At 70.0% G+C, this 22,881-nt stretch carries 20 protein-coding genes; 10 read left to right on the top strand and 10 right to left on the bottom strand.

Annotation, left to right across the window (positions count from 1 at the left end):
* The first annotated feature begins 4 nt into the window (after nucleotides 1–4).
* Entirely contained in the window at nucleotides 5–1,177 is a 1,173-nt protein-coding gene (ispG, locus tag ACGFIO_RS09780) for a flavodoxin-dependent (E)-4-hydroxy-3-methylbut-2-enyl-diphosphate synthase (RefSeq protein ID WP_392824316.1), read from the top strand.
* A 322-nt stretch (nucleotides 1,178–1,499) separates the two neighbouring features.
* On the opposite strand, the gene ACGFIO_RS09775 is transcribed toward ispG, so the two are convergent.
* Entirely contained in the window at nucleotides 1,500–2,339 is an 840-nt protein-coding gene (locus ACGFIO_RS09775) for a GNAT family N-acetyltransferase (RefSeq protein WP_392824314.1), read from the bottom strand.
* 123 nt (nucleotides 2,340–2,462) lie between these two features.
* Between ACGFIO_RS09775 and ACGFIO_RS09770 the strand changes: the two genes are divergently transcribed.
* Genes ACGFIO_RS09770 through ACGFIO_RS09760 form a run of 3 tightly spaced genes read left to right on the top strand, consistent with a single transcriptional unit; the run spans nucleotide 2,463 to nucleotide 4,194 of the window.
* Entirely contained in the window at nucleotides 2,463–3,056 is a 594-nt protein-coding gene (locus ACGFIO_RS09770; RefSeq protein ID WP_392824312.1) for a PadR family transcriptional regulator, read from the top strand.
* Nucleotides 3,053–3,745, top strand: a complete 693-nt coding sequence (locus tag ACGFIO_RS09765; protein ID WP_392824310.1) for a DUF998 domain-containing protein — start codon at nucleotides 3,053–3,055, stop codon at nucleotides 3,743–3,745. The genes ACGFIO_RS09770 and ACGFIO_RS09765 overlap by 4 nt, the downstream gene beginning before the upstream one ends.
* Entirely contained in the window at nucleotides 3,685–4,194 is a 510-nt protein-coding gene (locus ACGFIO_RS09760) for an ArsR/SmtB family transcription factor (RefSeq protein WP_392824308.1), read from the top strand. The genes ACGFIO_RS09765 and ACGFIO_RS09760 overlap by 61 nt, the downstream gene beginning before the upstream one ends.
* On the opposite strand, the gene ACGFIO_RS09755 is transcribed toward ACGFIO_RS09760, so the two are convergent.
* The 3 genes from ACGFIO_RS09755 to ACGFIO_RS09745 form a co-directional block, all read right to left on the bottom strand.
* Nucleotides 4,131–5,057 (bottom strand): NAD(P)-dependent oxidoreductase, encoded by a 927-nt coding sequence (locus ACGFIO_RS09755; protein ID WP_392824306.1) that lies wholly within the window; start codon nucleotides 5,055–5,057, stop codon nucleotides 4,131–4,133. The genes ACGFIO_RS09760 and ACGFIO_RS09755 overlap by 64 nt on opposite strands.
* Before the next feature lie 128 nt (nucleotides 5,058–5,185).
* On the bottom strand, nucleotides 5,186–6,211 hold the full coding sequence (locus tag ACGFIO_RS09750; protein WP_392824304.1) for a LacI family DNA-binding transcriptional regulator: 1,026 nt from the start codon (nucleotides 6,209–6,211) through the stop codon (nucleotides 5,186–5,188).
* A 259-nt stretch (nucleotides 6,212–6,470) separates the two neighbouring features.
* Complete coding sequence (locus tag ACGFIO_RS09745) at nucleotides 6,471–7,493, bottom strand: LLM class F420-dependent oxidoreductase (protein WP_392824301.1); 1,023 nt, start codon at nucleotides 7,491–7,493, stop codon at nucleotides 6,471–6,473.
* A gap of 106 nt (nucleotides 7,494–7,599) precedes the next feature.
* Here ACGFIO_RS09745 and ACGFIO_RS09740 point away from each other — a divergent pair, with 106 nt between their 5' ends.
* From ACGFIO_RS09740 to ACGFIO_RS09725, 4 genes are all read left to right on the top strand, one after another.
* Nucleotides 7,600–8,370, top strand: coding sequence for an ATP-binding cassette domain-containing protein (locus tag ACGFIO_RS09740; protein ID WP_392824299.1), 771 nt, complete (start codon nucleotides 7,600–7,602; stop codon nucleotides 8,368–8,370).
* Nucleotides 8,367–10,493 (top strand): YhgE/Pip family protein, encoded by a 2,127-nt coding sequence (locus tag ACGFIO_RS09735; RefSeq protein WP_392824296.1) that lies wholly within the window; start codon nucleotides 8,367–8,369, stop codon nucleotides 10,491–10,493. Before ACGFIO_RS09740 ends, ACGFIO_RS09735 begins: the two co-directional genes overlap by 4 nt.
* 15 nt (nucleotides 10,494–10,508) lie before the next feature.
* Entirely contained in the window at nucleotides 10,509–11,096 is a 588-nt protein-coding gene (locus ACGFIO_RS09730) for a TetR/AcrR family transcriptional regulator (RefSeq protein ID WP_392824387.1), read from the top strand.
* A gap of 209 nt (nucleotides 11,097–11,305) precedes the next feature.
* Nucleotides 11,306–11,665 carry an NAD(P)-binding domain-containing protein gene (locus tag ACGFIO_RS09725; RefSeq protein ID WP_392824294.1) on the top strand — a complete coding sequence of 120 codons (360 nt, stop codon included), beginning with the start codon at nucleotides 11,306–11,308 and terminating at the stop codon, nucleotides 11,663–11,665.
* Between the two features lie 272 nt (nucleotides 11,666–11,937).
* On the opposite strand, the gene ACGFIO_RS09720 is transcribed toward ACGFIO_RS09725, so the two are convergent.
* The 6 genes from ACGFIO_RS09720 to ACGFIO_RS09695 form a co-directional block, all read right to left on the bottom strand.
* On the bottom strand, nucleotides 11,938–14,745 hold the full coding sequence (locus ACGFIO_RS09720) for an NACHT domain-containing protein (protein ID WP_392824291.1): 2,808 nt from the start codon (nucleotides 14,743–14,745) through the stop codon (nucleotides 11,938–11,940).
* 161 nt (nucleotides 14,746–14,906) lie between these two features.
* The gene (locus tag ACGFIO_RS09715) at nucleotides 14,907–15,980 is read right to left on the bottom strand and encodes an ABC transporter permease (protein WP_392824289.1); all 1,074 of its coding nucleotides are present in this window, start codon (nucleotides 15,978–15,980) and stop codon (nucleotides 14,907–14,909) included.
* Complete coding sequence (locus ACGFIO_RS09710; protein ID WP_392824287.1) at nucleotides 15,977–16,873, bottom strand: ABC transporter ATP-binding protein; 897 nt, start codon at nucleotides 16,871–16,873, stop codon at nucleotides 15,977–15,979. Before ACGFIO_RS09710 ends, ACGFIO_RS09715 begins: the two co-directional genes overlap by 4 nt.
* 99 nt (nucleotides 16,874–16,972) lie before the next feature.
* Nucleotides 16,973–17,620 carry a response regulator gene (locus ACGFIO_RS09705; protein ID WP_392824284.1) on the bottom strand — a complete coding sequence of 216 codons (648 nt, stop codon included), beginning with the start codon at nucleotides 17,618–17,620 and terminating at the stop codon, nucleotides 16,973–16,975.
* Nucleotides 17,617–18,903, bottom strand: coding sequence for a sensor histidine kinase (locus ACGFIO_RS09700; protein WP_392824281.1), 1,287 nt, complete (start codon nucleotides 18,901–18,903; stop codon nucleotides 17,617–17,619). The genes ACGFIO_RS09705 and ACGFIO_RS09700 overlap by 4 nt, the downstream gene beginning before the upstream one ends.
* Nucleotides 18,904–18,912: 9 nt before the next feature.
* Nucleotides 18,913–19,284, bottom strand: a complete 372-nt coding sequence (locus ACGFIO_RS09695; protein ID WP_392824279.1) for a MerR family transcriptional regulator — start codon at nucleotides 19,282–19,284, stop codon at nucleotides 18,913–18,915.
* A gap of 616 nt (nucleotides 19,285–19,900) precedes the next feature.
* Between ACGFIO_RS09695 and ACGFIO_RS09690 the strand changes: the two genes are divergently transcribed.
* Both ACGFIO_RS09690 and ACGFIO_RS09685 read left to right on the top strand, forming a co-directional pair.
* Entirely contained in the window at nucleotides 19,901–21,430 is a 1,530-nt protein-coding gene (locus tag ACGFIO_RS09690; protein WP_392824277.1) for an amino acid permease, read from the top strand.
* Nucleotides 21,431–21,450: 20 nt separating this feature from the next.
* Nucleotides 21,451–22,797 (top strand): glutamine synthetase family protein, encoded by a 1,347-nt coding sequence (locus ACGFIO_RS09685; protein WP_392824274.1) that lies wholly within the window; start codon nucleotides 21,451–21,453, stop codon nucleotides 22,795–22,797.
* Nucleotides 22,798–22,881: the final 84 nt, after the last annotated feature.

Genomic DNA, 22,881 nt, shown 5'->3' with positions numbered 1-22,881 from the left:
GACAGTGACCGCAGTCAGTCTCGGTATGCCGGCCGTTCCTCCTCCGCCGCTCGCCCCCCGCCGCCAGAGCCGTCAGGTGATGGTCGGCTCGGTCCCGGTGGGCGGTGGGGCACCGGTCAGCGTGCAGTCCATGACCACCACCCTGACCGCCGACGTGAACGCCACGCTGCAGCAGATCGCCGAGCTCACGGCGTCCGGCTGTCAGATCGTCCGGGTCGCGGTGCCGTCCCAGGACGACGTCGAGGCGCTCCCGGCGATCGCCAAGAAGTCCCAGATCCCGGTGATCGCGGACATCCACTTCCAGCCCAAGTACGTGTTCGCGGCGATCGACGCCGGATGCGCGGCGGTCCGGGTCAACCCCGGCAACATCCGCAAGTTCGACGACCAGGTCAAGGAGATCGCCAAGCGGGCGTCCGACGCCGGCATCCCGATCCGGATCGGGGTCAACGCCGGCAGCCTGGACAAGCGCCTGCTGGAGAAATACGGCAAGCCGACCGCCGAGGCACTGGTCGAGTCGGCGCTGTGGGAATGCTCACTGTTCGAGGAGCACGGCTTCCGCGACATCAAGATCTCGGTCAAGCACAACGACCCGGTCGTGATGATCCGGGCGTACCGCCAGCTGGCCGAGCAGTGCGACTACCCCCTGCACCTGGGCGTGACCGAGGCCGGGCCGGCGTTCCAGGGCACGATCAAGAGCTCGGTGGCGTTCGGTGCGCTGCTGGCCGAGGGCATCGGCGACACGATCCGGGTGTCGCTGTCGGCGCCGCCGGTCGAGGAGATCAAGGTCGGGCAAGCGATCCTCGAGTCGCTGGGGCTGCGTGAGCGTGGGCTGGAGATCGTTTCCTGCCCGTCGTGCGGCCGGGCCCAGGTCGACGTGTACACGCTGGCCGAGCAGGTGACGGCGGCGCTGGAAGGTTTCCCGGTGCCGCTGCGGGTGGCCGTCATGGGCTGCGTGGTGAACGGTCCGGGCGAGGCGCGCGAGGCCGACCTGGGTGTGGCGTCGGGCAACGGCAAGGGGCAGATCTTCGTCAAGGGCCAGGTGATCAAGACGGTGCCCGAGTCGGTGATCGTCGAGACGCTGGTCGAGGAGGCGCTGCGGCTCGCCGACGCGATGGGCGCCGACCTGCCCGACGAGATGCGCGAGCTGCTGCCGGGGCCGACCGTCACGGTGCACTGAGCCCACCTCGCGCGGCGAGTGGGTGCGGCCCCGCGTGGTGGGTGGGTGCAGCCCCGCGTGGTGGGTGGGCGTGGCCCCGTGCGGTGAGTGGGTGGGTGCGGCCCCGCGTGGTGGGTGGGTGCAGAGCCCCGCGTGGTGGGTGGGCGTGGCCCCGTGCGGTGAGTGGGTGGGTGCGGCCCCGCGTGGTGAGTGGGCGAGGCCCCGCGCGGTGAGTGGGCGCGCGGCGCCGTCGAGGGGGAGCTGGGCGGCGGTTGGGGACGTGCGCCCCACGGTGGGTCGCGCCGCACGGAATTCCGCGCGGTAGGGAACTCTGCGGTGGGCGCTAGAAGAGGACCGTGGCGAAGGTGCCGGCGGGGGTGAAACCGCAGCGGGCGTAGGCCTTGCGGGCGGGAGTGTTGTAGTCGTTCACGTAGAGGCTGACCGTGGGAGCCACGCGGCGCAGAGCGTCCTGGGTGACCGCCGCCATCGCCGGGGCGGCCAAGCCCTGGCCACGGAACTCGGGGTCGACCCAGACGCCCTGGACCTGGGCGGTGTGGCGGGTCACAATGGCCAGCTCGGCCTTGAAGATGACGCGGCCCTCGTGGAAGCGGGCGTAGGCGCGCTTGCCCCGGACCAGCTCGGCGATGCGGCGACGGTAGCCACGGCCGCCGTCGTCCATGAGGGGCGAGACGCCGACCTCCTCGGTGTACATCGCCACGGCCGCCGGGAACAGCAGATCGATCTCGTCGTGGCGGACCAGGCGTACCCCGGGATCGGGGTTGATCTCGGGCTCTTGATCGGCGACCAGCAGCGGCTGGTTGGGGCGCACGTCGCGGGCCGGGCCCCAGTGCACGGCCAGCCTGTCCCAGAGATCTAGCACCGCGTCGGCGCGACCGATGATCGACGAGCAGATGCGGGGCTCGCCGGCCAGCAACTCGGCGAAGGCGGCCACCGACGCCGGCGTCGCGCACACCGGAACCAGATGCGCACCGGACCAGATCATCGACTCGACGGCGTCGCTCGGGCCGTAGCCGTAGACCCGCCCGTCGGACCGCCACCAGCTCAGGCCATGGGCGGCTACACGCTCGGCGATCTGGGCACCGGCGTAGGGGTCTCGGTCGAGGATCCGCTCGACCGTCGCCCGCTCGGACTCCCCGAGCTGGCGCATCGGCACCGTCAGCACAGCTATCAGATTGCCAGACGACGACTCGTCCACACGCGTCGTACCCCGGCAAGAATGAAAACCTTGTCGCCGAGCGGTTGCCGATATATCGTCTACCTATCGACGACAGGTTGGAGAACGATCATGAGGCATGAAGCTTTCCGTCATCTGCGAGAGGCCCGCATGCGTGGGTTTGGTTTCCCTCCCGGTTTCCCGTTCGGCCCGGGTGGCCCCGGTGGTCCCGGTGGCCACGGCTGGGGTGGCGGGTTCGAGGGGCGCGGTGGCCGGCGGGGCGGGCGAGGCAGCCGGCCCAACGTCCGGCCCGCGGTGCTGGCGCTGCTCCTCGAGCGGCCGATGCACGGCTACGAGATCATTCAGGAGCTGGAGAGCCGCACCGGCGGCATCTGGCGCCCGAGCCCGGGCTCGGTCTACCCGACCCTCCAGTTGCTGGAGGACGAGGGCCTGATCGAGGCCGAGGCCGCCGGTGGCCGCAAGAGCTACCGGCTTACCTCCGACGGCCGGCCCGAGGCCGAGACCGCCGCCCAGAACCCGCCGTGGGCACAGTTCAGCGAGGACAGCATGTCCCAGGTGCACGACTTCCGCGACGCGGCCGTCGGCATCTTCGACGCGCTGCGGCAGGTCGGCTTCAACGGCACGCCGGAACAGCGGCAGAAGGCGCTCGAGGTGTTGGGGGACACCAAGCGCCGGCTGTACGCGATCCTCGCCGACGGCGAGTGACCGGCACCCAGGAGCGGCCCGCACCGAGTCAGTCGGTGCGGGCCGCTCGCCTGTTGGCGGGGGCGAGCGCCGGTGCGGTGCTCGGCGGCGCGGTGATCATGCTGGCCGGTCTGGTCGCGGCTCCGGGGCCTTGGTGGCAGGGGTACGTGAGTGAGGCCGGCGTGGCGGGGCTGCCGCTGGCCGGGCTCTACCGGGCCGGTCTGATCGTGCTGGCGGTCGGTGTCGCCGGGCTGGGCCTCCGGCTGCGTGCGGTGTTGCTGCTCGTGGCGGCGGGCCTGGCCGCGGTGTCGGGGGCGGTTCCGTGTACGGGCGGGTGCCCGTTGCCGCCCTTCGAGGCGAGCACGGGGGCTGACGTGGTGCACGCCGGCGCGGCCATCCTCGGGATGGTGGTCCTGGCCGGGGCGATGGCCGAACACTGGATGATCACGCGGGACCGGGCGGCGCGGTGGGTGTCCGGCATCGCGGTGGCGATCACCGTGCCGGTGGGCGGGGCGCTCGGGCTGATCATGCTGTTCGCGGGGCGGGTGATGCTCGGGGCGGCGTTGGAACGGCTCCTGCTCGTGGTCGCGGTGGCCTGGCTCGTAGGCCTTGGATTGACTCTTCTTCGTAGCTCCGTAATTGTGGAATTATGGAGGAAAGAAGTGTCGAGGAACGGCTGGCTGACCTGGAACAGAAGGTCGCCGCGCTGACCGCTGAGCCGCCCGCGACGCCGGCGCCGGGCCGGCACGAGCAGGACTTCTGGGCGCTGGAAGGGCTGCGCGGGCAGATCGGGGACCTCGAGGGCGGGGCGGTGCTCTTCACCGGCATCGTCCAACTGCCCACCGACGAACGCTACGAATGGCAGTACGGGCTGCCGGTCGAGCGGCTGATGGCCGAGGACTGGTCCGACCCGGCCCGAACCCTGGCCGCCCTCGGGCATCCGGTGCGGTTGACGCTGCTCCGGCGCGTACTCGAAGGGGTCCGCAATCCGGCCGAACTGGCCGAGCAGGAAGGGCTGGGTACGACCGGGCAGATCTACCACCACTTGCGGCAACTGGTCAACGCCGGTTGGCTGCGGTCGTCGGCGCGAGGCGTCTACGAGGTGCCCGGCGAGCGCGTGATCCCGCTGCTCGTGCTGGTCGCGGGGGCGTGGCGCTGAGCGGCTGACCGGGTACGCGCCTCGAGCGCCGTCACCACCCCGGCCATGTCGTCGCCCCCGTGGCCCAGGGCGACCGCCTCGCCGAACAGCTGCTCGCACACGTCGACCAGCGGCGACGCGATCCCGGCGCGGCGGGCGGCGTCGGCCACCAGCTCGCTGTTGTAGTGCACGTCCCGGATCGCGGCCTGCACCCCGAACTCGCGGTCACGCAACTTCAGCGTCTTGATCCGGGAGATGTCGCTGGCCATCTGACCGGCGTTCAGCACCGAGGTCAGCCGGTCCAGGTCGAGGCCGTGGCGCTCGGCGAAGTGGTACGACTCGGCCAGGCCGGTCACCAGGTTGATCAGGTAGACGTTGACCGCCAGCTTCATCAGCAGGCCCTGCGGGACCGGGCCGCACTCGATCGCGTCGCCGACCATCGGGGCCAGCAGCGGGCGGACCACCGCCACGTCGCCGGGCTCGCCGGCGAGCATCGCGACCAGCCGGCCGGCCTCGGCGGGCTTGCGGGAGCCGGAGACCGGGGCCTCGACGTACCGTCCGCCCGCGGCGAGCACATCCGCGCAGAGGCCGGCGGAATACTCGGGTGCGGTCGTACCCATGGGCACGATGATCTTGCCTTTGAGGGCGCCGAAGTCGTCGGTGCCGCGGGCCAGGACCGCGTCGATGGCCTCGCCGTTGGCCAGCATGAGCAGGATCACATCGGCCTGGGCGACGGCCTCGGCGGCGGACGGCGCCATCAGGGCGCGCAGCTCGTCGCTCGCGGGTGGCCGTCGGCTCCACACCACCAGGGGTGTGCCGGCGCGGGCCAGGTTGAGTGCCATCGGCTCGCCCATCACGCCGAGCCCCAGAAATCCGACGACCATGGGCAGACGGTAGGTGACCGGCGCTTTCGGCGTCGCGATCCAATTCGGCGATCGCGGCTCGGGGTGTCGCCGGGACGGGCTCTGCGGCGGCGATGGGGAAGCAGGGAGCGTTCAGTGCTGGGTGGGGGTCAGCGGCGACGCGGGCGCGGTGGTGGGGCGGTGCTCTCGCGGATGATCAGCTGGGTGCTGAGTTCCACGGTGGGGGTGTCGAGGGGCTTGCCGCGGGCCAGCCGCAGGACGGTGCCCGTGGCCAGGTGGCCCATGTCCTGCAGTGGCTGGCGGACCGTCGTCAGTGGCGGCGACGACCAGCGGGCGCTCGGGATGTCGTCGAAGCCGGTGACGCTGAGCTCGTCGGGCACCGCGATGCCGCGTCGCCGGGCCGCCTCGATCACGCCACGGGCGATGTTGTCGCTCGACGCCACGATCGCCGTCGGCGGACGGTCGAGGGCGAGCAGCCCCTGCGCCGCGGCGAAGCCCGCCTCGTACGAGAAATCGCCCCGCACGATCAACCCGGGGTCGTCCTCGATGCCCGCCCCGTCGAGCGCGGCCCGGAAGCCGTCGAGCCGGGCCCGGCTGCACAGCAAGCCGTTCCAGCCGGTCACCATGCCGATCCGCCGGTGGCCGAGCGCGGTCAGATGCCGGGTCACCTGGAACGCACCGGACCAGTTGGCGGCGCCGATCGAAGGCAACTCCGCACCGGCCCGCGTGCCCGGGTCGAGGGCCACCACCGGAATGTCCAAACTGTCGAGCATCGCCGCGAGCGGGCCGGCGCCGCTGGTCGCGGCCAGGATCACGCCGTCGATCCGGCCGGTGCTCACCCACCGTCGCAGGTCGTCGGCCGGCCCCGGGCCGAGCGCGGCCACGGCCAGGCCCACGCCGGCGTCGTGCGCGGCCGATTCCATCCCGCGGAGCTGTTCGATCTCCCAGCCGGTGTCGATGCCGGGAAAGATGACCTGGATCAGCCCGGTCGACTCGGGCCGGCGCGAGGCGCGAGCCTGGTAGCCGTGCTCGTCCAGCAGGTGCCGGACCCGGGCCCGGGTGGCGGCCGACACGTTGCCCTGTCCGTTGAGGACCCGCGACACGGTGGCCACCGACACGCCGGCCAGCCGGGCAATCCCGTTCAGAGTCACCCGCGGGGCGGGTACGGCGTTCATCGTCAGCCCTTCCGCCGAGGGCCCGTAGGTTAACCCGAAGCCGTCAGCCGACGCGACGGGCTTTCGCGCCCCACGATTCCACGATGGAGGACCGGAATCCCGGCCGCGTCTTCGCGAGGTCGCCGGCCCGCCTCCCGGTGGCGGCCGGCCGCCGGCGCGCTCGCCGCCGGCGGCACGCTGGCCCTGCTCTGGAACGACGAACGCATCGTCTGCGTGCCGCCTGGCTACGAACCAGTGTTGGAACGTCCGTCAGATGCGCCTAGGCTCCGAGCGCGGTGATCAGGGCGAGCTTGTCGGCGGTGCTGCCCGCGTCCCACTCCGGCGTCGCGATCAGGGCCTGCACCGGCACGCGGATGCCGTTGTCGGCGTACGCCTGGATCTTCGCGCGGCACTCGGCCGGTGAGCCGTGCACGATCAGGTCGTCGACCACTTCGTCGGGGATTGCGGCCAGCGCACCCCTGCGGTCCCCGGCGGCCCACGCCGACCACATGCCCGCCAGCGCCGGGCCGCGGCCCAGCCACTTCTGGAACTCGGCGTAGGCGGGCACGTTCAGGTACGACGTGATCATGCGCCGGCCCACCGCGCGGGCGTAGCCGGTGTCGGTGGTCGGGCAGACGAAGATCCGCGCCACCACGTCGAAGCCAGCCGCGGCGTTCTCGGGCTCGGCCAGGGCGGCGGGCACGTCGGTGGCGGCGCTTTTGGTCTCGGCCAGCGCGGTCGGCACGTCGGTGGCGGCCAGCCAGTTCATGATCACGCCGTTGGCCTCGGTCGCGGCGAGCCGCAGCATGCCCGGGCGCAACGCGGCCAGCAGGACCGGCGGCGGGGTCGCCGGGGGACGCTCGAGCCGGAACCGGCGTACCGCGAAGGTCTCGAACTCCTGGTCGACCATCTCGCCGGCCAGCGCCGGACGCAGAAAGCGCAACGTGTCGCGGCTGCGGGCGAACGGCCGGTCGAACGGCACCGAGTTCCAGTCGCCGACCACCACCGGCGAGGACGCGCCCACGCCGAGCTGGAACCTTCCCGGTGCGGTCTCGGCCAGGGCGGCCGCGGTCATCGCCAGCAGCCCGGGGCCGCGGGTGAAGACGGGCGCGATCGCGGTGCCCAGCCGCAGCGCCGGCGCCCAGGCCGCGGCCAGGGCGAGCGGGGTGAACGCGTCGGTGCCGGCCACTTCGGACGTCCAGGCGTCGGTGAACCCGGCGTCGACCAGGGTCTTGAACACGTCGGCGTGCTCGGCCAGCGGGATCCCGCCGAGCGGAACGGTCATGCCCCAGCGCTTCACCATGGGCCCGATCCTGCCACGGGACGTGATCCTGGTCTCGTGCCGCCGCATCGGGCCGGAGTGGGAGTATCTTTTTGTACTGACCAGTCAGTGCAAAGAGGTGTTCCGCATGTCAGTGCTCATCGCCGAGGGTGTGGGCGTCCGCCATCGCCGCCGCTGGATCGTCCGCGGCCTCGACGCGGTGGTCGAGCCGGGCGAGCTGGTCGCGCTCACCGGCCCGCCGGGCAGCGGCCGTACCACCGCGTTGCTCGCGCTGGCCGGTCGCTTCAAGCTCTCCGCCGGCAAGATCCACACCCCGGCGGGTACGCCTCCGTCAGCCCGCGATTCCGACACCCCCGCCCCCGACGCCCCGCCCGCAGCCGACGCCGACCCCGTGGACGGCACGCCCATAGACGTCGTGCCCGACGAGGCGGCGCCTGGCGACGCCGGGCGTGACGAGGCGGGGACGGTGGGTCCGATGCGGCGAGGGGTGGCACTGGCCTACGTCGCCGGGGTGAATGACCCCGAGCCGACCGCCACCGTGGCCGAGCACGTGCGGGAGCGGCTGGCCCTGCTCGGACACCGCCGGCGACGATTCGGGCGGCGGCGCGAGCTCCCCTCCGTACCCCTGCTGGGTCTCGATCCTGACCTGCGCGGCCGTGACCTGACCCCCTACCAGCGCCAACTCCTCGGCCTGGTCCTCGCCCGGATGGAGAACCCGGCCGTGATCGCGCTCGACGACTGGGACGCCGGCCTGGACGAGGCCGAGCGGTGGCGGCTCCGGCAGATTTTCACCGACCTCACCACCGAAGGCATCGCCGTGATCATCACCGCGCGCACCGTCGCATGTGACCTGACCACCCACGTCATCAACCTGGAGAAGCTGGAGGTGGCGGCATGATCCGGCTCGCGGGCATGGAGCTGCGGCGCTTCCTGCGGGGCCGGCTGACCGCGGCCGCCCTCGTCGTGCTGGCCGTGATCCCGCTGCTCTACGGGGCGCTCTACCTCTACGCGTTCTGGGACCCGTACGGCCGGCTCAACCACATCCCGGCCGCGCTGGTCGTCGAGGACCGGCCGGCCCGGGGCAGCGACGGCACCGAGGTGCACGCCGGCCGCGACCTGGCCGACGAACTGCGGAAACGGCAGGTCTTCGACTGGCACGTGACCGATGAGCGGGGCGCCGAGCGGGGCCTCGACGACGGCACGTACCACATCGTGCTGCGCATCCCGGCCGACTTCTCGGCCGATCTGGTCACCGCGCCCGACCCGGACGCCACCCCAGCCGACGCGCAACTGCACGTGGTGACCGACGACGCCACCAACTACCTGTCCGGCGTCTTCTCCAAGACCGCGTTCAGCGAGGTCCGGGCGGCCGCCTCGGCCTCGGCCGCCGCCGGGTACTTCGACCGGATGCTGATCGGTTTCACCGATCTGAAGCAGCAGACCGAGCAGGCCGCCGATGGCGCCGGGCAGCTGCGGGACGGCGCCCAGGACGCGAGTACGGGCGCCGACCGGCTGGCCGGAGGGCTCGGCACCGCCAAGGACGGCGCCGGGCAGCTCGACCGCGGGCTGGGTACCGCCGCCACCGGCGCCAAGGACCTGGCCACCGGGCTCGACCGGCTCAAGGCCGGCACGCGGCAGCTGGCCGACGGCACCGCCCGCGCCGCTGACGGCGGGCGGCAGCTCAAGACGGCCGTGGACGGCGCCGCCGACCGGATCGAGCCGGTCCTGCGCGACAACGCCGAGCTGATCCAGACCGCGGCCCGTCAGGTCTCGACCGGCGCCGACGCGCTGGCCGACAACATCGACGCCCTCGACGACGCGGCCGGCGACGCGGTCGGCAGTGCCCGGCAGCTGAGTCGCTACCTGGACGGCCTGCCCGACGAGACCGACGACATCGACGCGATGCGGGACACCGCCCACCGGCTGGTGGCGACGGCCGAAAAGATTCAGGACAGCATCGACCACGCCGACCTGGCCCAGTTGCGGGCGCGGCTGCGGACGCTGGCCGACGCCGCCGACCGGCTGGCCGACGCCGCACCGCACCTGGCCGACGACGTGGCGGCCGCCCGTACCCAGGTCGACGCCCTGGCCAACGGTCTGTCGGACCTCGCCGCGGGGGCCGGCCGGGTCGATGCCGGCGCGAACAGCGCCGCCGCCGGCGCCCACCGGCTCAGCGGCGGAATCTTCCGCCTGGCCACCGGCGCCCGGCAGCTCGACGATGGCCTGACCACTCTCGACCGGGGTGGCCGGAAGCTCGCGGCCGGGCTGGGTGACCTCGAGGGCGGCGCCGCGCGGCTGGCCACCGGGCTGGCCGACGGCGCCGATCGGATTCCCGGGTACGACGACGCCGCCCAGCGTTCGGACGTGCTCGGCGACCCGGTCGCGCTGGACCGCGACACGCGGCACCCGGCGGCCACCTACGGCGTCGGGTTCGCCCCGTACTTCCTGGCCCTGGCGCTCTGGGTCGGCGCGATGATCACGTTCATGGTGCTGCGCCCGCTGAACCGTCGGCACCTGGTCTCGGGCGCGCCCACCCCGCGCGTCGTCCTGGCCGGGTTGCTGCCCGCGGTGACGATCGGCGTGGCCCAGGCGACGCTGTTGTTCGCGGTGGTGTGCCTGGGGCTCGGCCTCGACCCGGTGCACCCGTTCGCGATGTGGGGCCTGCTGGCGCTGGCCGCGGCCGCGTTCGCCGCGATCATGCAGCTGCTCGGTGCCGCGCTCGGCCCGGCCGGCCGGATCCTCGCCCTGGTGCTGCTGATGCTGCAGCTCACGTCCTCCGGCGGCACCTATCCGGTGCAGACCACGCCGTGGTTCTTCCAGGCGGTCCACCCGCTGCTGCCCATGACGTACGCGGTGAGCGCGCTCCGCCACGCCATCGACGGCGGCGCGGCCGGTACGGTACTCACGGGTGGCCTGGCGTTGCTGGGCTACGGCGCCGCCGCCCTGATCCTGACCGTGCTGGTGGCTCACCGCGGCCGGCGGCTGACCCCGTCCGCGCTGCACCCGTCGCTGGTGATCTGAGGGGGACTTCCCGTGGTGGCCGATGGGCGTACCCGCAGGCGGGCCGACACCCGGCAGAAGCTCTACGAGGCGGCCGTGGAACTGATCGCCGAGCAGGGTTTCACCGCCACCACGGTGGACGACATCGCGCTGCGGGCCAAGGTCGCCAAGGGCACTGTCTACTACAACTTCAAGTCCAAGACCGCCCTGTTCGAGGAACTGCTCCGGCACGGCATCGACCTGCTCACCGACGCCTTCCGCGCGGCCGTGGCCGGCAAGCCCCCGCGCGAGGCGGTGGCCGCCCTGGTCCGCGCCCAGCTGGAGTACATCCGCCGCTACCGCGCCTTCGCCCAGCTGCTGCTCTCCGAGATGTGGCGCACCAACCGCGAGTGGCAGCAGACCCTGATCCTCCTCCGCGAACAGGCCATCGGGGTGATCGCCGAAACCGTCCAGGCCGGCGTCGACTCCGGCGACCTCCCACCCGACCTCGACGTCCGGGTGGCGTCGTCGGCCCTCTTCGGTGTCGGCCTGGTCGTGGCGGTCGACTGGCTGGTCTTCGCGCCCGAGCGCCCGATCGAAGACGTCGAAGCATCGCTGCTCGCCATCGTCCGCCGCGTCGGTTGAGGTAGGCCGCCGAGCCGCGATCAGTCAATGGCCCAGCCGGAATCGTCTGCACCTCACGCCACCCAGCCAGTTCGCCAAGTGATCGCCATGGCCAAAGATCGGGTGTCAACGGCCGGATTCCGATCGCCCAGCGCAGCATCGCAAGCACGAGACCGCCATCACTGAAGTGGCTCGCGACCCTGGGCACCGCGATGGCCTTCCGTCTTACGATGATCGTCGGATTTCTCGGGCTAGGCGTAATGGGCGAGCCGATGGCACTCAACCTGGTCCGCGCCGGCACGCCCCTGGTGGCGTGGAGCCGGCGGCCGCCCGCGATTGACGAGCTGCGAGCCCTGATGACGCCCTCGGCGGCCGACGTCCTCGCCCGCAAGGGCGCGCTGGCCGCGATCCCCGACGACGTGGTCGACGACCTGATCGTGCACGGTTCACCGGCCGAATGCCGGGCCAAGATCCAGGCCTACGCCGAGAACGGCATCCGCGTGCCGGTGCAGGCCCTGATCGCGACGCCGGAGTGGGACGCGAGCGGAACGGCCGGCAAGCTGGCCCTGATCACCGCGCTCGGGGCCTGACCCGGGGCCAGCAGCAGCTCGGTGTCGGCTGCCCGGCCAGCTTACCGCTCCAGGCACTGTCGGCGGTCATCCGATCGTCCGGGACCACGACGGACGGCCCGTGCTCGGTGACGATGCGCCGCCACCCCGCCCACAGACGGTCGACCTCGATGCTCGCGCGTACCACCTCGACCGAGGCGGCCGGCGACCGCTGGCCCGGTCGTACTCGCCGGCGACCTCCCCGAAGACCCGCGCCGGAATCTGCTTCTCCGCGACGGCAGCGTCGTCAGGTCTCATCGCGAGGGCACAGGAGCATCGAAATGGGGGCTCAGACTCACCCACCTCATGAGATAGTGGTGGGCGTCGGCCGGCAGGCGCCAATAGCTGATAAGCGACTCCGCCTGTGATCGGCGACTTCCCGAAACCTTTGCGATGAGACTGCCGAAGTGGTCTGACGGATCTTCTGCAAATGGCATGAGCAGGAGAATGAACGCCGCTCGGGCCTCAGCGCTCAGCAGCATGATCATTGAATCTTCGGCGACGTCTTGCGGTCTCGCCAGGTGCCCAAGCACTGTCAAGTATCCGGGAGTCACCGAAACCACTTGCCGGCTGAGATAGTCACGATAGGAAATGATAGCCGGGTAGTATTCTTCGAGTGATTCCTTGAATGCCTGGATCTGGTCGTTTCCGGCGAAGGGAAGATGCCGAGTCATGTGTTCGAGGAAGTTGATGACCGGGGGAGGATAAGACCCGCCGAGAACCAAGGTACTTTTGTACAAGGGGTCGAGTCCGTCGGCGGTGATGTCGTCGGGCCCCGGCATGGAAAGTATGCGCTGCCAATACTCCACCGAAGGTATCTTGACCAGTTGGAGAACTTGGGCCACCCTTGCCGCGATCGGTTGATTTACGAGCCCGCGCTGAATGGCGGCGACCAATAGCCCTGCCGACGAATGGACAGGCCTCTCCTGTGCGTTCTTGATGAGATGGCGTGTAACGTACTCGATGACGCGCTCTACGTTGTCCGGCGATGTGACCCGAAGAATCTCAATCATGGCCATGTCTTTCAGTACCACATTGGACGGACGGTACTCCGCGACTCTTCGGTCGTTGACCGAGACCTCACAGGCCGTTGTCACGATCGATTCGATGACGGCTCGCAGTGAGTCGTTGGCGGGAGCTACTGTGTCGAGCGCGCGTGCGGCAAAGCGCTTTGCGTCATAAGATCGTTCCCGGCTCGTCGCTAGTTGCAGGAGATCCTCGGCTCCGCCTTCGACCGTCCGATCCAATATCTGCACCGCCAACTGTGCCATGACTTCCCAGGAGAAGTCATCGACGTGCGCCGAAATCGCCTTCCAGACCGCGCCCGGCCGGGGGTTCTGCTTCACCAGCTGGGTAGCGGCAAAATATTCCAGGAATGTTCGGTGAACGAAACCATAGACTGGCAGCAGAGAGTTGGTCCCGAGTTCGGTGAGCACCCACGCGCGGCCTGCGCAGTAATCCAGGAAGTCTGAGGCGGCTTGCTCCGCCTCGTCGCGATTTTCGAATCTGCGCCGCTGCATGAAGTTGGCCAGATACGAAACCAGTTCCGGTCTCGGAAGTGCTTGCCGTCCGACCGGATCGGTGAAGATCTTCCAAGCCAAGTGTTGAACCGCCGGTCTGATGTTTGCGCCATACCGGTGGGCAACTTCGATACCGCGCTGACGATCCCACGTCTCGAACAATAGCTCCGCGCATTTCTCGAAGATCTCGGGCCGGTTGCGCGGAATGTAGTGGACGGACGAATAAAGGCCGCAGAGCAGCGACAACAGCAGTGGATTCTCTCGGAGATCGCTGGCGATGTTGCTTTCGTGGAGGAACGCCGTGGTCAGATCGTCGCGATCTTCGGGCCGGGTGGTAGAGAGCCGAAACCATCGCTTGGCGTAGTCCTGGACCTGCGGGAGGCTGAAGGGTCTGACGTAGGAGGCTGGAAAGAGATCTGCGTCCAAGGGTGCCTCGTCGTACCCGACGACTCGGGATGTGACGACGATCCGGGCCAGCGGAAACCGATGCGCAAAACCTTCGAGCAGTTCAGCAAATGATCTGCGATGCTCGCTGGTTCCAAGTTCGTCCACTCCGTCAACGATGACCACCGCGCGGCCATTGAGCAGCAGATACTCGACGGCGTCGGGCGGCGGGCAGATGTTGCGGGGCCGGCGGCAGGTTGCCTCAAGGTAGTGAAGTAATGTCTCGTGGTCTGTTCTCAGTGATGCGGTGTGGTCCCGAACTCTGAGCAGGAAAGGGACTTGACCGCATAGCCCTGGCACCAGATCGGCCGCTATGTCATGCGCCAGCTTGGCGGCCATGGTCGACTTCCCGGCGCCAGGGTCGCCGAGGATGACGAAACGGGTAGCGTACGCTGCGACTTCGGAGGCAGATGCGGTCTCCTCCTCCAGCGGGTACCACCAGTTCTGGTCGGCGCGGGGCACGAGCGCCGGCGTGACATAGAGCTCCGCGTATTCGACTTGGCGTCCGCCGTTGTGGCTGGCCATGCGAAGCTTCGAATTCCCGGATCGGACGGCAGATCGTGCGTTCTGCGCGAACTTGTCGATCTCGGTGAGAGTTGAGATGCCCGCCAGAAGCTCGCTGTTTCGTGCGCCGGCAATGGCAACCCTGCTGGCGATCGCGAGGGCCCGCGCGCTGTCGAAAGCCGTCGGCGTAGCGACCCGCCGGACCGCGTGAACTGATTCGTAGACAAGGTTCTCGAGCTTGTCCGTCATGTCGAGCTGATCGGCTCCGTCGAACCCGCCTCTGAGTCGCAGGCCATGTCTGATCTGCTCACGTATCGCGGCTGTTTCCTCCTCCCTCATGTCAGTCAGGGTGAGGATCGTGGCCTGTTGGACGATCGCGCCGAATTGTGCGGAGTCGATGAACCCGGCTACTGATGATCTCTGGCGCTCAGTGAGCTGATCAACCAGCCGGTCAACGGCATCGTTGGACAGAAGGCTGGCGGCCTCGTCCGCGATGGCGCGGTTTCGTCTTTTCGAAATCAGCTTCTTGCTGATCAGCGGGATGCCCTGCGCCGCGGCCTTGACCGCCGAGCCGGCAAGCGTTATGGGGTCCATCAGGCAACTCCGCTGGGGGGACGGATGGGGACGCCCAGTGTAGTAACGAGCCGCATGTCCCCGGGCGTTGTGTTTGACAGACTCTCGGCGTAATCATGGCGTTCGGTGGCTCATGATCGCCATTCCAGCGATGAGAATTACCGATGGTCTTCGATCACCGGTCAGTTGACCAGGGAACGGCTGCGCCAGGCGGTGGCGAAGGACGTGCGGCCGTTGGTGCGTAGCAGGGAACCCTCGTAGAGGCGAGCACCGACGCCGAGCATGGCCGCGGCCGACAGGGCCAGGATCAGCAGGGACACGTACGGCTCCCAGGGGGCCAGGTCGCCGGTGAAGGCCCGGATCGGCATGGCCAGGGGGGCGCTCAGGGGGATGTAGGACAGCACCTTCATGGCCAGCGGGTTGTCGGACAGGAAGATCGTCAGGAAGAACGGGATCATCACGATCATCTGGAGGGGAGCCGACACTCCGGCCAGGTCCTCCTGGCGGGCGGCCAGGGCTCCGGCGCCGGCCCAGAGGGTGGCCAGCATGACGAAGCCGAGGATGAAGAACGGCAGGAACCACCCGATCGCCGGCAGGATCAGCGACACGATCGACGTGTCGACGCCGCCCAGGCGCATGCCGGCGAAGGCGACCAGGCTGATCAGGGCGATCTGGCCGAACGCGAGCAGGGTCATGGCGGCGACCTTGCCGGCCAGCAGGGCGCGGACGGGGACGCTGGCGACCAGGATCTCGACGATGCGGGTGGCCTTCTCCTCGGTCACGCTCTGGGCGATCTGCAGGCCGAAGGTCAGCGACGTGGTGAAGAAGATGAAGGCCAGGACGAACGGGACCAGGAAGCTGACGAAGGGATCGCGGTCGTCCGGCTCCAGCAGCTCGACCGGCGGCGACTCGCTCAGGGCCTGCACCACCGCGCGAGGCGCCTCGTCCAGGCCGAGAACCTTGGGGCCGCCGACCACGGCCGCGTCGGCGTCGCCGTCGCGGACCAGCTGAGCGGCCTGGGCGTCGGAGCCGGCCGGCACCACGGTCAGGCCGGCCCGGGTCAGGGCGCCGGCCGACGCCGCGGCGGTGGGGGACACGGCCACGTTCTGCGGGTCGTCGTCCAGCAGGATCGGCAGGGCGATCGAGCCGATGGCGATGAGTAGGAAGAACACCGTACTGAAGAGGAAGGTCTTGTCTCTGATCTTGACCTTGATCTCACGTGCGGCCACCAGCCGCGCCGCCTCCAGCGTGGTCATGCGGACACCACCTCTCGGAAGATCTCGGCCAGGCTCGGCCGCACCGGAGCGAACGACGTAACGGCCCCGCGGGCCAGGGCGGCCCGCAGGACGTCCTGGTCAGAGACGTCGGCGGCCAGGTCGAACACCGCGCGCGGGCCGTCCAGGCTGACCAGCGTGACACCGGGCTGGTCACGCAGCCAGCCGGCGTCGGCGGCGACCTCGACGGCATAGCGGGGGAGCGCGTACGACGAGCGCAACTCGGCCCGGCTGCCGGCCGCCCGGATCGTGCCGTCGGCGATGATCACCAGGTCGTCGCAGAGGCGTTCGACCAGTTCGAGCTGGTGACTGGAGAAGAGGACCGGCGCGCCGGTGGCGGCCCGTTCGCGCAGTACCCCGACGACGGTCTCGACGGCGATCGGGTCGAGGCCGCTGAACGGCTCGTCCAGCACCAGCACCTCGGGGTCGTGCACGAGGGCGGCGGCGATCTGCACCCGCTGCTGGTTGCCCAGTGACAGCTTCTCCACCTGGTCGCCGCCGCGCTCGGTGAGCTGCAACCGGTCGAGCAGGGCGGCGGTGCGGCGGCGGGCGTCGGCCCGGCTCAGCCCGTGCAACTGTCCGAGGTAGACGATCTGGTCGGTGACGGTCATCTTCGGGTAGAGGCCGCGCTCCTCGGGCATGTAGCCGAACCGCTGCCGGGTGGGCCGGTCCAGCGGGACGCCGCGCCAGGAGACGGAGCCCCGGTCGGCGGCGAGCACGCCGAGGATGATCCGCATCGTGGTGGTCTTGCCGGCCCCGTTGGCGCCGACGAAACCGGTCATCCGGCCCGCTGTCACCCCGAACGTGACGTCCTCGAGCACCTGACGATCGCCGAAGCTGCGGCTCACGGCGTCGACGGTCAGAACATCGGTCATGCCGTCGAACGGTAGGGGGCGGCCGGCGGCCCTGTCGTCCGGCCCGGGGACGACCGCCCGGGGTCCTCCGTGCGGAGGACCCGCGTGGTGGGCGACGGGTCAGCCGCCGGGCCGGACGACGCCCAACTCGTAGGCGAGAACGACGGCCTGGGTGCGGTCGCGGGCGCCGAGCTTCATCAGAACCCGGCTGACGTGGGTCTTCACCGTGGTCTCGCCCAGGTGGAGGGCGGCCGCGATCTCGGCGTTGGTGGCGCCGCCGGCCAGATGGACCAGGACCTCGTGTTCGCGCGGGGTGAGGTCGGACAGGCGGCGGCCGGGGGCGGGGCCGGACGGGCGGGCGAACTCGGCGATCACCCGGCGGGTGATCTCGGGCGCGAGCAGGGCATCGCCCCGGGCGACCACGCGCACCGCCTCGACCAGGGCCTCAGGGGTGCCGTTCTTGAGCAGGAAGCCGGAGGCGCCGGCCTGCAGGGCCGCGAACAGGTACTCGTCCCGGTCGAAGGTGGTCAGGATCAGGACGCGGGGTCCGTCGCCGCCGGTGATCCGCCGGGTCGCGGCCAGGCCGTCGGTGCCGGGCATCTCGACGTCCATCAGGACCACGTCGGGGCGCAGCTCGGCGGCCAGGTCGGCGGCCTGGGCGCCGTCGGCGGCCTCGCCGATCACCTCGATGTCGTCCTCCAGGTCGAGGATCACGCGGAAGCCGGTGCGGACCATCCGGTGGTCGTCCGCGAGCAGGACACGGATCATGCGCTGGCCTCGAACTGGGCCGGGCGCTGGGCGGGTACGGCGGGCAGTTCGAGGGGGAGGCGTACGCGTACGCGGAAGCCGCCGTCGTCGCGCGGGCCGGTCTCGATGGTGCCGTCGTGCACAGCGACCCGTTCGCGCATGCCGATCAGACCCATGCCGCCGGACGAGAGCGGCGGTGCGGCCCGGCCGTCGTCGGCCACGTCGATCTCCAGGTCGTGCTCCAGGTAGCGGATGCGGACGTCCACCGTGGACGCGTGCGCGTGCTTGAGCACGTTGGTCACGGCCTCCTGGACGATCCGGTACGCCGCCTGCGACACCGACTCGGGCAGGGCGACCGGATCGCCGTACGCGGTCAGGGTGGCGGTCAGCCCGGCCTCGCGTACCCGGACCAGAAGCTCGTCGACCCGGTCGAGGCCGGCGGCCGCCGACGGTGTCTCCACCGACTGGTCCGGCGCGCGCAACGCGCCGAGCATCCGCCGCAGCTCGGCCACGGCCGTCCGGGCGTTCTCCTCGACCGCCGACAGCGCGGCCCGGGTCTTCGGCGGGTCCTTGTCGAGGGCCTTGCGCGCGGCCGACGCCTGGATGCCCATCACCGACACGTGATGGGCGACGACGTCGTGCAGTTCGCGGGCGATGCGCACCCGCTCGCCCAGGACCGCCCGCTCCTCGGCCTGTTCCTGGGCCGCGCGCAGCTCCTCGGCCTGCACCTCGAGCTGGTGCTGGCGGCGGACGGCCAGCCAGGTGCCCTCGCCGGCGAGGTAGGCCCCGGCGAAGATGCCGGTGTTGACCAGCACCAGGCTGACCAGTGCGGCGACGGTCGGGGTGAACGGGCCGCGGCCGTCGGTGATCTGGGCCAGCCGGTCGAGCGACGTCAGCCAGGACAGGAAGACCCAGACGAACATCCCGGCGATGACGATGATCCGGATCCACTTGGCGCGGACCCGGTCCTGCTCCCAGGCGCCGATCGCGTACATGGTGGCGAACAGCGCGCCCCCGGCGAACTGCTGTTCCTGGGTGCCCCGGACCTGACCCGCGACGAAGATCAGGGAGACCGCGGCGAACACGATCGACGGATGGGCGCGCCGCCAGATCAGCGGCAGGGTGATGGCCGCCGCCCAGGCGTAGTGCTCGAGCGCGCTGGGCCGGAATTGCCAGATGAACACGCCCGCGCTGCGCGCCATGGCCACGTTGACCAGGGCGGCGGCCGTGGTGCCGAGGCCGATCCACAGGTCGATCCGCCGCTGCCGCGGGGTCGGGCCGGGCCGTCGCCAGTCGTCGGACATGCGCAGAAGCTACCCGGCCTGGTCGTACTCGTGGGGGGTGCGGGGCTGGTGGGTCTGTGTGGGTACGTCGGCGTCGTCGTCCGGGGTGAGGGCGCCGCCGAGCTCGATGATCCGCCGGTGCGCGGCGTTCAGCCGGTCCTCGAGGGTGACGATGCGGCAGGCCGCGGTCAGGAGCATGCCGTCGTCGAGCAGTTGTCGTACGCGTGCGGCCAGCTGCAGCTGGTGCCGGGAGTAGCGGCGGTGGCCGCCGTCCGAACGTTCGGGCTCGATCAGCCCGGCCGCACCGAGGCTGCGCAGGAAGGCGGGGGTCACCCTGATCATCTCGGCCGCGCGGCCCATCGTGTACGCGGGGTAGTCCGCGTCGTCGAAGTTGGTGCTCATCTGCCTTTCCGGGGGGTGAGGGGTCCCGAACACGATCCAGGGCCCCGGCGGGTAACCGGGGCCCTGGCTGTTCAGTTCTGTGGCCTGTTCACCGCGTGCGTGCCGCTAGCGGCGGGCCGGAGTGAAGGGCATCGGCTGCGATCACCTCTTGTCGGGGTCGGGGACGTTGAGAGTTCGCTTACACGTTGCTGCGGTATCTCGTCCTCCTTCACCAGCGACAGCGTCTTGCTCCTTGGAATGTTAGGCCGGTCACAGGCAGATTTCTAGTACCGCCACGACAGATTTTGTGCAGCGGCGCGGGAGCGGGCGATGACCGAAAAGGGAGAGAGGTGACCGCGCCCCCGCGCCGCCGCGGGAATGGTGTCCATAAGGCCTGCCGAGGGCCCGCGTCGCTACGCGCCGACGTCAGAACACCGGCCGGGCCGCGCGCGCTCTGCCTGCTGAAAAGCAGTGAACGCGTCGTGCGTAAGCCCTGACATGCCAAGAAGTCTGCCGTCAGCCGAACAGCCCGGCAACGCAATTAACCGCGCTCATTGACGCTGGTAACACCACGGGGAGATCATCCAGGCACGGCCGTGGCTTGCGTCACAGTCGACCCCCTGGCTGAGGGAGAAACATGACTACCCAACCAGTCCCCAGCACCGACGAAGAACGGCTCGCACAGCTCGGCTACCAGCAGGAGCTTCATCGCCGGCTGTCCGGGTTCTCGAACTTCGCGGTCTCCTTCTCGATCATCAGCATCCTGGCCGGCGCGATCACGTCGTACGGCATCGCCATGAACGCCGGCGGACCGCTTGCGATCACGCTCGGCTGGCTCTTCGTCGGCATCATGGTCACCTTCGTGGCGCTGGCCATGGCCGAGGTCTGTTCTGCGTACCCGACCGCCGGGGCGCTCTACTGGTGGACGGCGGCGCTGGCCAAACGCAACAAGGCCGCCTGGGCCTGGTTCATCGGCTGGTTCAACTTCCTTGGCGAGGTGGCGGTCACCGCGGCCATCGACTTCGGCGCGGCCATCACCACGTCGGCGTTCCTGAGCCTGACCTTCGGCATGGAGGTCACCGCGCTCAAGACCTTCCTGATCTTCCTGGTCATCATCATCGTGCACGGGCTGCTGAACACCTTCGGCGTCAACCTGGTGCGGCTGCTCTCGGACGTCAGCGCCTGGTGGCACCTGGTCGGCGTGGCGGTCATCGTCGTCGTCCTGGCCGTCGTGCCGGACCAGCACAAGCCCATCTCCGAGGTGTTCTTCGAGGTCAAGAACGAGACCGGGTTCACCTTCGGCGGGGCGGCGATCTACGCGGTGCTGATCGGACTGCTGATGGCCCAGTACACGTACACCGGCTACGACGCCTCGGCCCACGTGGCCGAGGAGACCCACGACGCGTCCCGGGCGGCGCCGCGCGGCATCGTGATGTCGGTGGTGGTCTCCGTGATCGCCGGGTTCTTCCTGCTCACGGCGATCACCTGGGCGATCCAGGACTACGACACCGAACGCACGACCGACCTCGCCCTGCCCCCGGCGCAGATCTTCATCGACGCGGCCGGCCACAACCTCGGCACCTTCCTGCTGTTCATCTGCATGGTGGCGCAGTGGTTCTGCGGCATGGCCTCGGTGACCGCCAACTCGCGAATGTCCTACGCGTTCGCCCGCGACGGCGCGCTGCCCGGATCGCGGCTGTGGAAGCAGGTCAACCCGCGGACCGGCACGCCGACCAACTCGATCTGGCTGTGCGTGACCCTGTCCACCATCCTGGTCGTCCCGTCGCTGGTGAACACCACGGCCTACCTGGCGGCCACGTCGGTCGCGGTCATCGGCCTCTACATCGCGTACGTCGGTCCGGTGTTCCTGCGCCGGATGCTGGGCAACGAGTTCCAGGTCGGGCCGTGGAACCTCGGGAAGTGGAGCGCGCCGGTCGGCTGGATCGCCATCGTGTGGGTGGTGATCATCTGTGTGCTGTTCATCCTGCCGACCGCGGCGCCGATCACCGCGAGCAACTTCAACTACACGATCATCGCGGTGGCGGCAGTGGTGGCCTTCGCCACGATCTGGTGGTTCGCGAGTGCCCGCAAGTGGTTCACCGGACCGAAGCAGAACCTGATCGAGAAGGCCGCGCACGGGGAACAGACCATGCCGACCGCCGAATAACTCTGGGGGACCGAGAAAACATGGATGTCGAGGACCTGGACGTCGCCGTGGACAACGGCAGCGTCGACACGGTGCTGCTCGCCCTGACCGACATGCAGGGCCGCTTGCAGGGCAAACGCCTGCACGGCCGGTACTTCATGGACGAGGTGGTGCAAGGGGGCAGCGAGGGCTGCAACTATCTGCTCGCGGTGGACGTGGACATGAACACCGTCGACGGGTACGCGATGTCGTCGTGGAACTCCGGCTACGGCGACTTCGTGATGAAGCCGGACTTCAGCACCCTGCGCCCGGTCCCGTGGCAGCCCGGCACCGCGATGGTCCTCGCCGATCTGGAGACCACGAGCGGCGAGGCCGTCTATGCCTCGCCGCGGCAGATCCTGCGCCGCCAGCTCGACCGGCTGGCGGCGCACGGGCTGACCGCGTACGCCGGAACCGAACTGGAATTCGTTCTGTACAAGGATTCCTACGAGCAGGCGTCGGACAAGAACTACCGCGGCCTGGTGCCGGCGAACCAGTACAACGTCGACTACTCGCTGCTCGGGACCGCGCGGGTGGAGCCGTTGCTGCGCCGGATCCGTAACGAGATGTACGGCGCCGGGCTGGTGCCGGAGAGTGCCAAGGGCGAGTGCAACTTCGGGCAGCACGAGATCGCGTTCCGCTACGACGAGGCGCTCAAGGCGGCCGACAACCACGTGATCTACAAGAACGGGGCCAAGGAGATCGCCGCGCAGGAGGGCATGGCGCTGACCTTCATGGCCAAGCCCAACGAGCGCGAGGGCAACTCCTGCCACATCCACTTCTCGCTGCGCGGCCAGGATGGAAAGAGCGCGATGCTCGGCGACGGCCCGGCGCACCTCTCCGAGATCGGGCAGCGGGTGCTGGCCGGGCTGCTGGCCACGATGCGTGAGTTCAGCATCTTCTGGGCGCCGAACATCAACTCGTACAAGCGGTACGCGGCCGGGTCGTTCGCGCCGACCGCGCTGCGCTGGGGGGTGGACAACCGCACCTGTGCGCTGAGGATCGCCGGGCACGGTCAGGGGATGCGGGTGGAGAACCGGGTGCCGGGCGGGGACGTCAACCCCTACCTGGCCATCGCCGCGCTGGTCGCGGGGGCGTTGCACGGCATCGAGAACGAGCTGAGCCTGGAGGACGAGTTCGTCGGGAACGCCTACGACGACGCCACGGCCGGGCGGGTGCCGACGACCCTGCGGGAGGCGGCCGAGCTGTGGTCGGGCAGTGGTGTGGCGGAGGCCGCATTCGGTGCTGACGTGCGGGATCACTATGCCAACATGGCGGCGGTCGAGCTGGCCGCGTTCGATGCGGCGGTAACGGATTGGGAGCTGCGGCGCGGCTTCGAGAGGCTGTGACATGGCCTCCGCTCCGCTCCGGCGGGCGGTGCGCCCCCAATGCCGATGACTCAGTCACCGAAAATGCCGCGGCGGGGTTTCCGC

This window comes from Actinoplanes sp. NPDC049265 (genome assembly GCF_043197135.1).
Lineage (GTDB): Bacteria > Actinomycetota > Actinomycetes > Mycobacteriales > Micromonosporaceae > Actinoplanes.
Note: the sequence above shows the minus strand (reverse complement) of the source record. Positions and strands in the feature narration are given on the sequence as shown.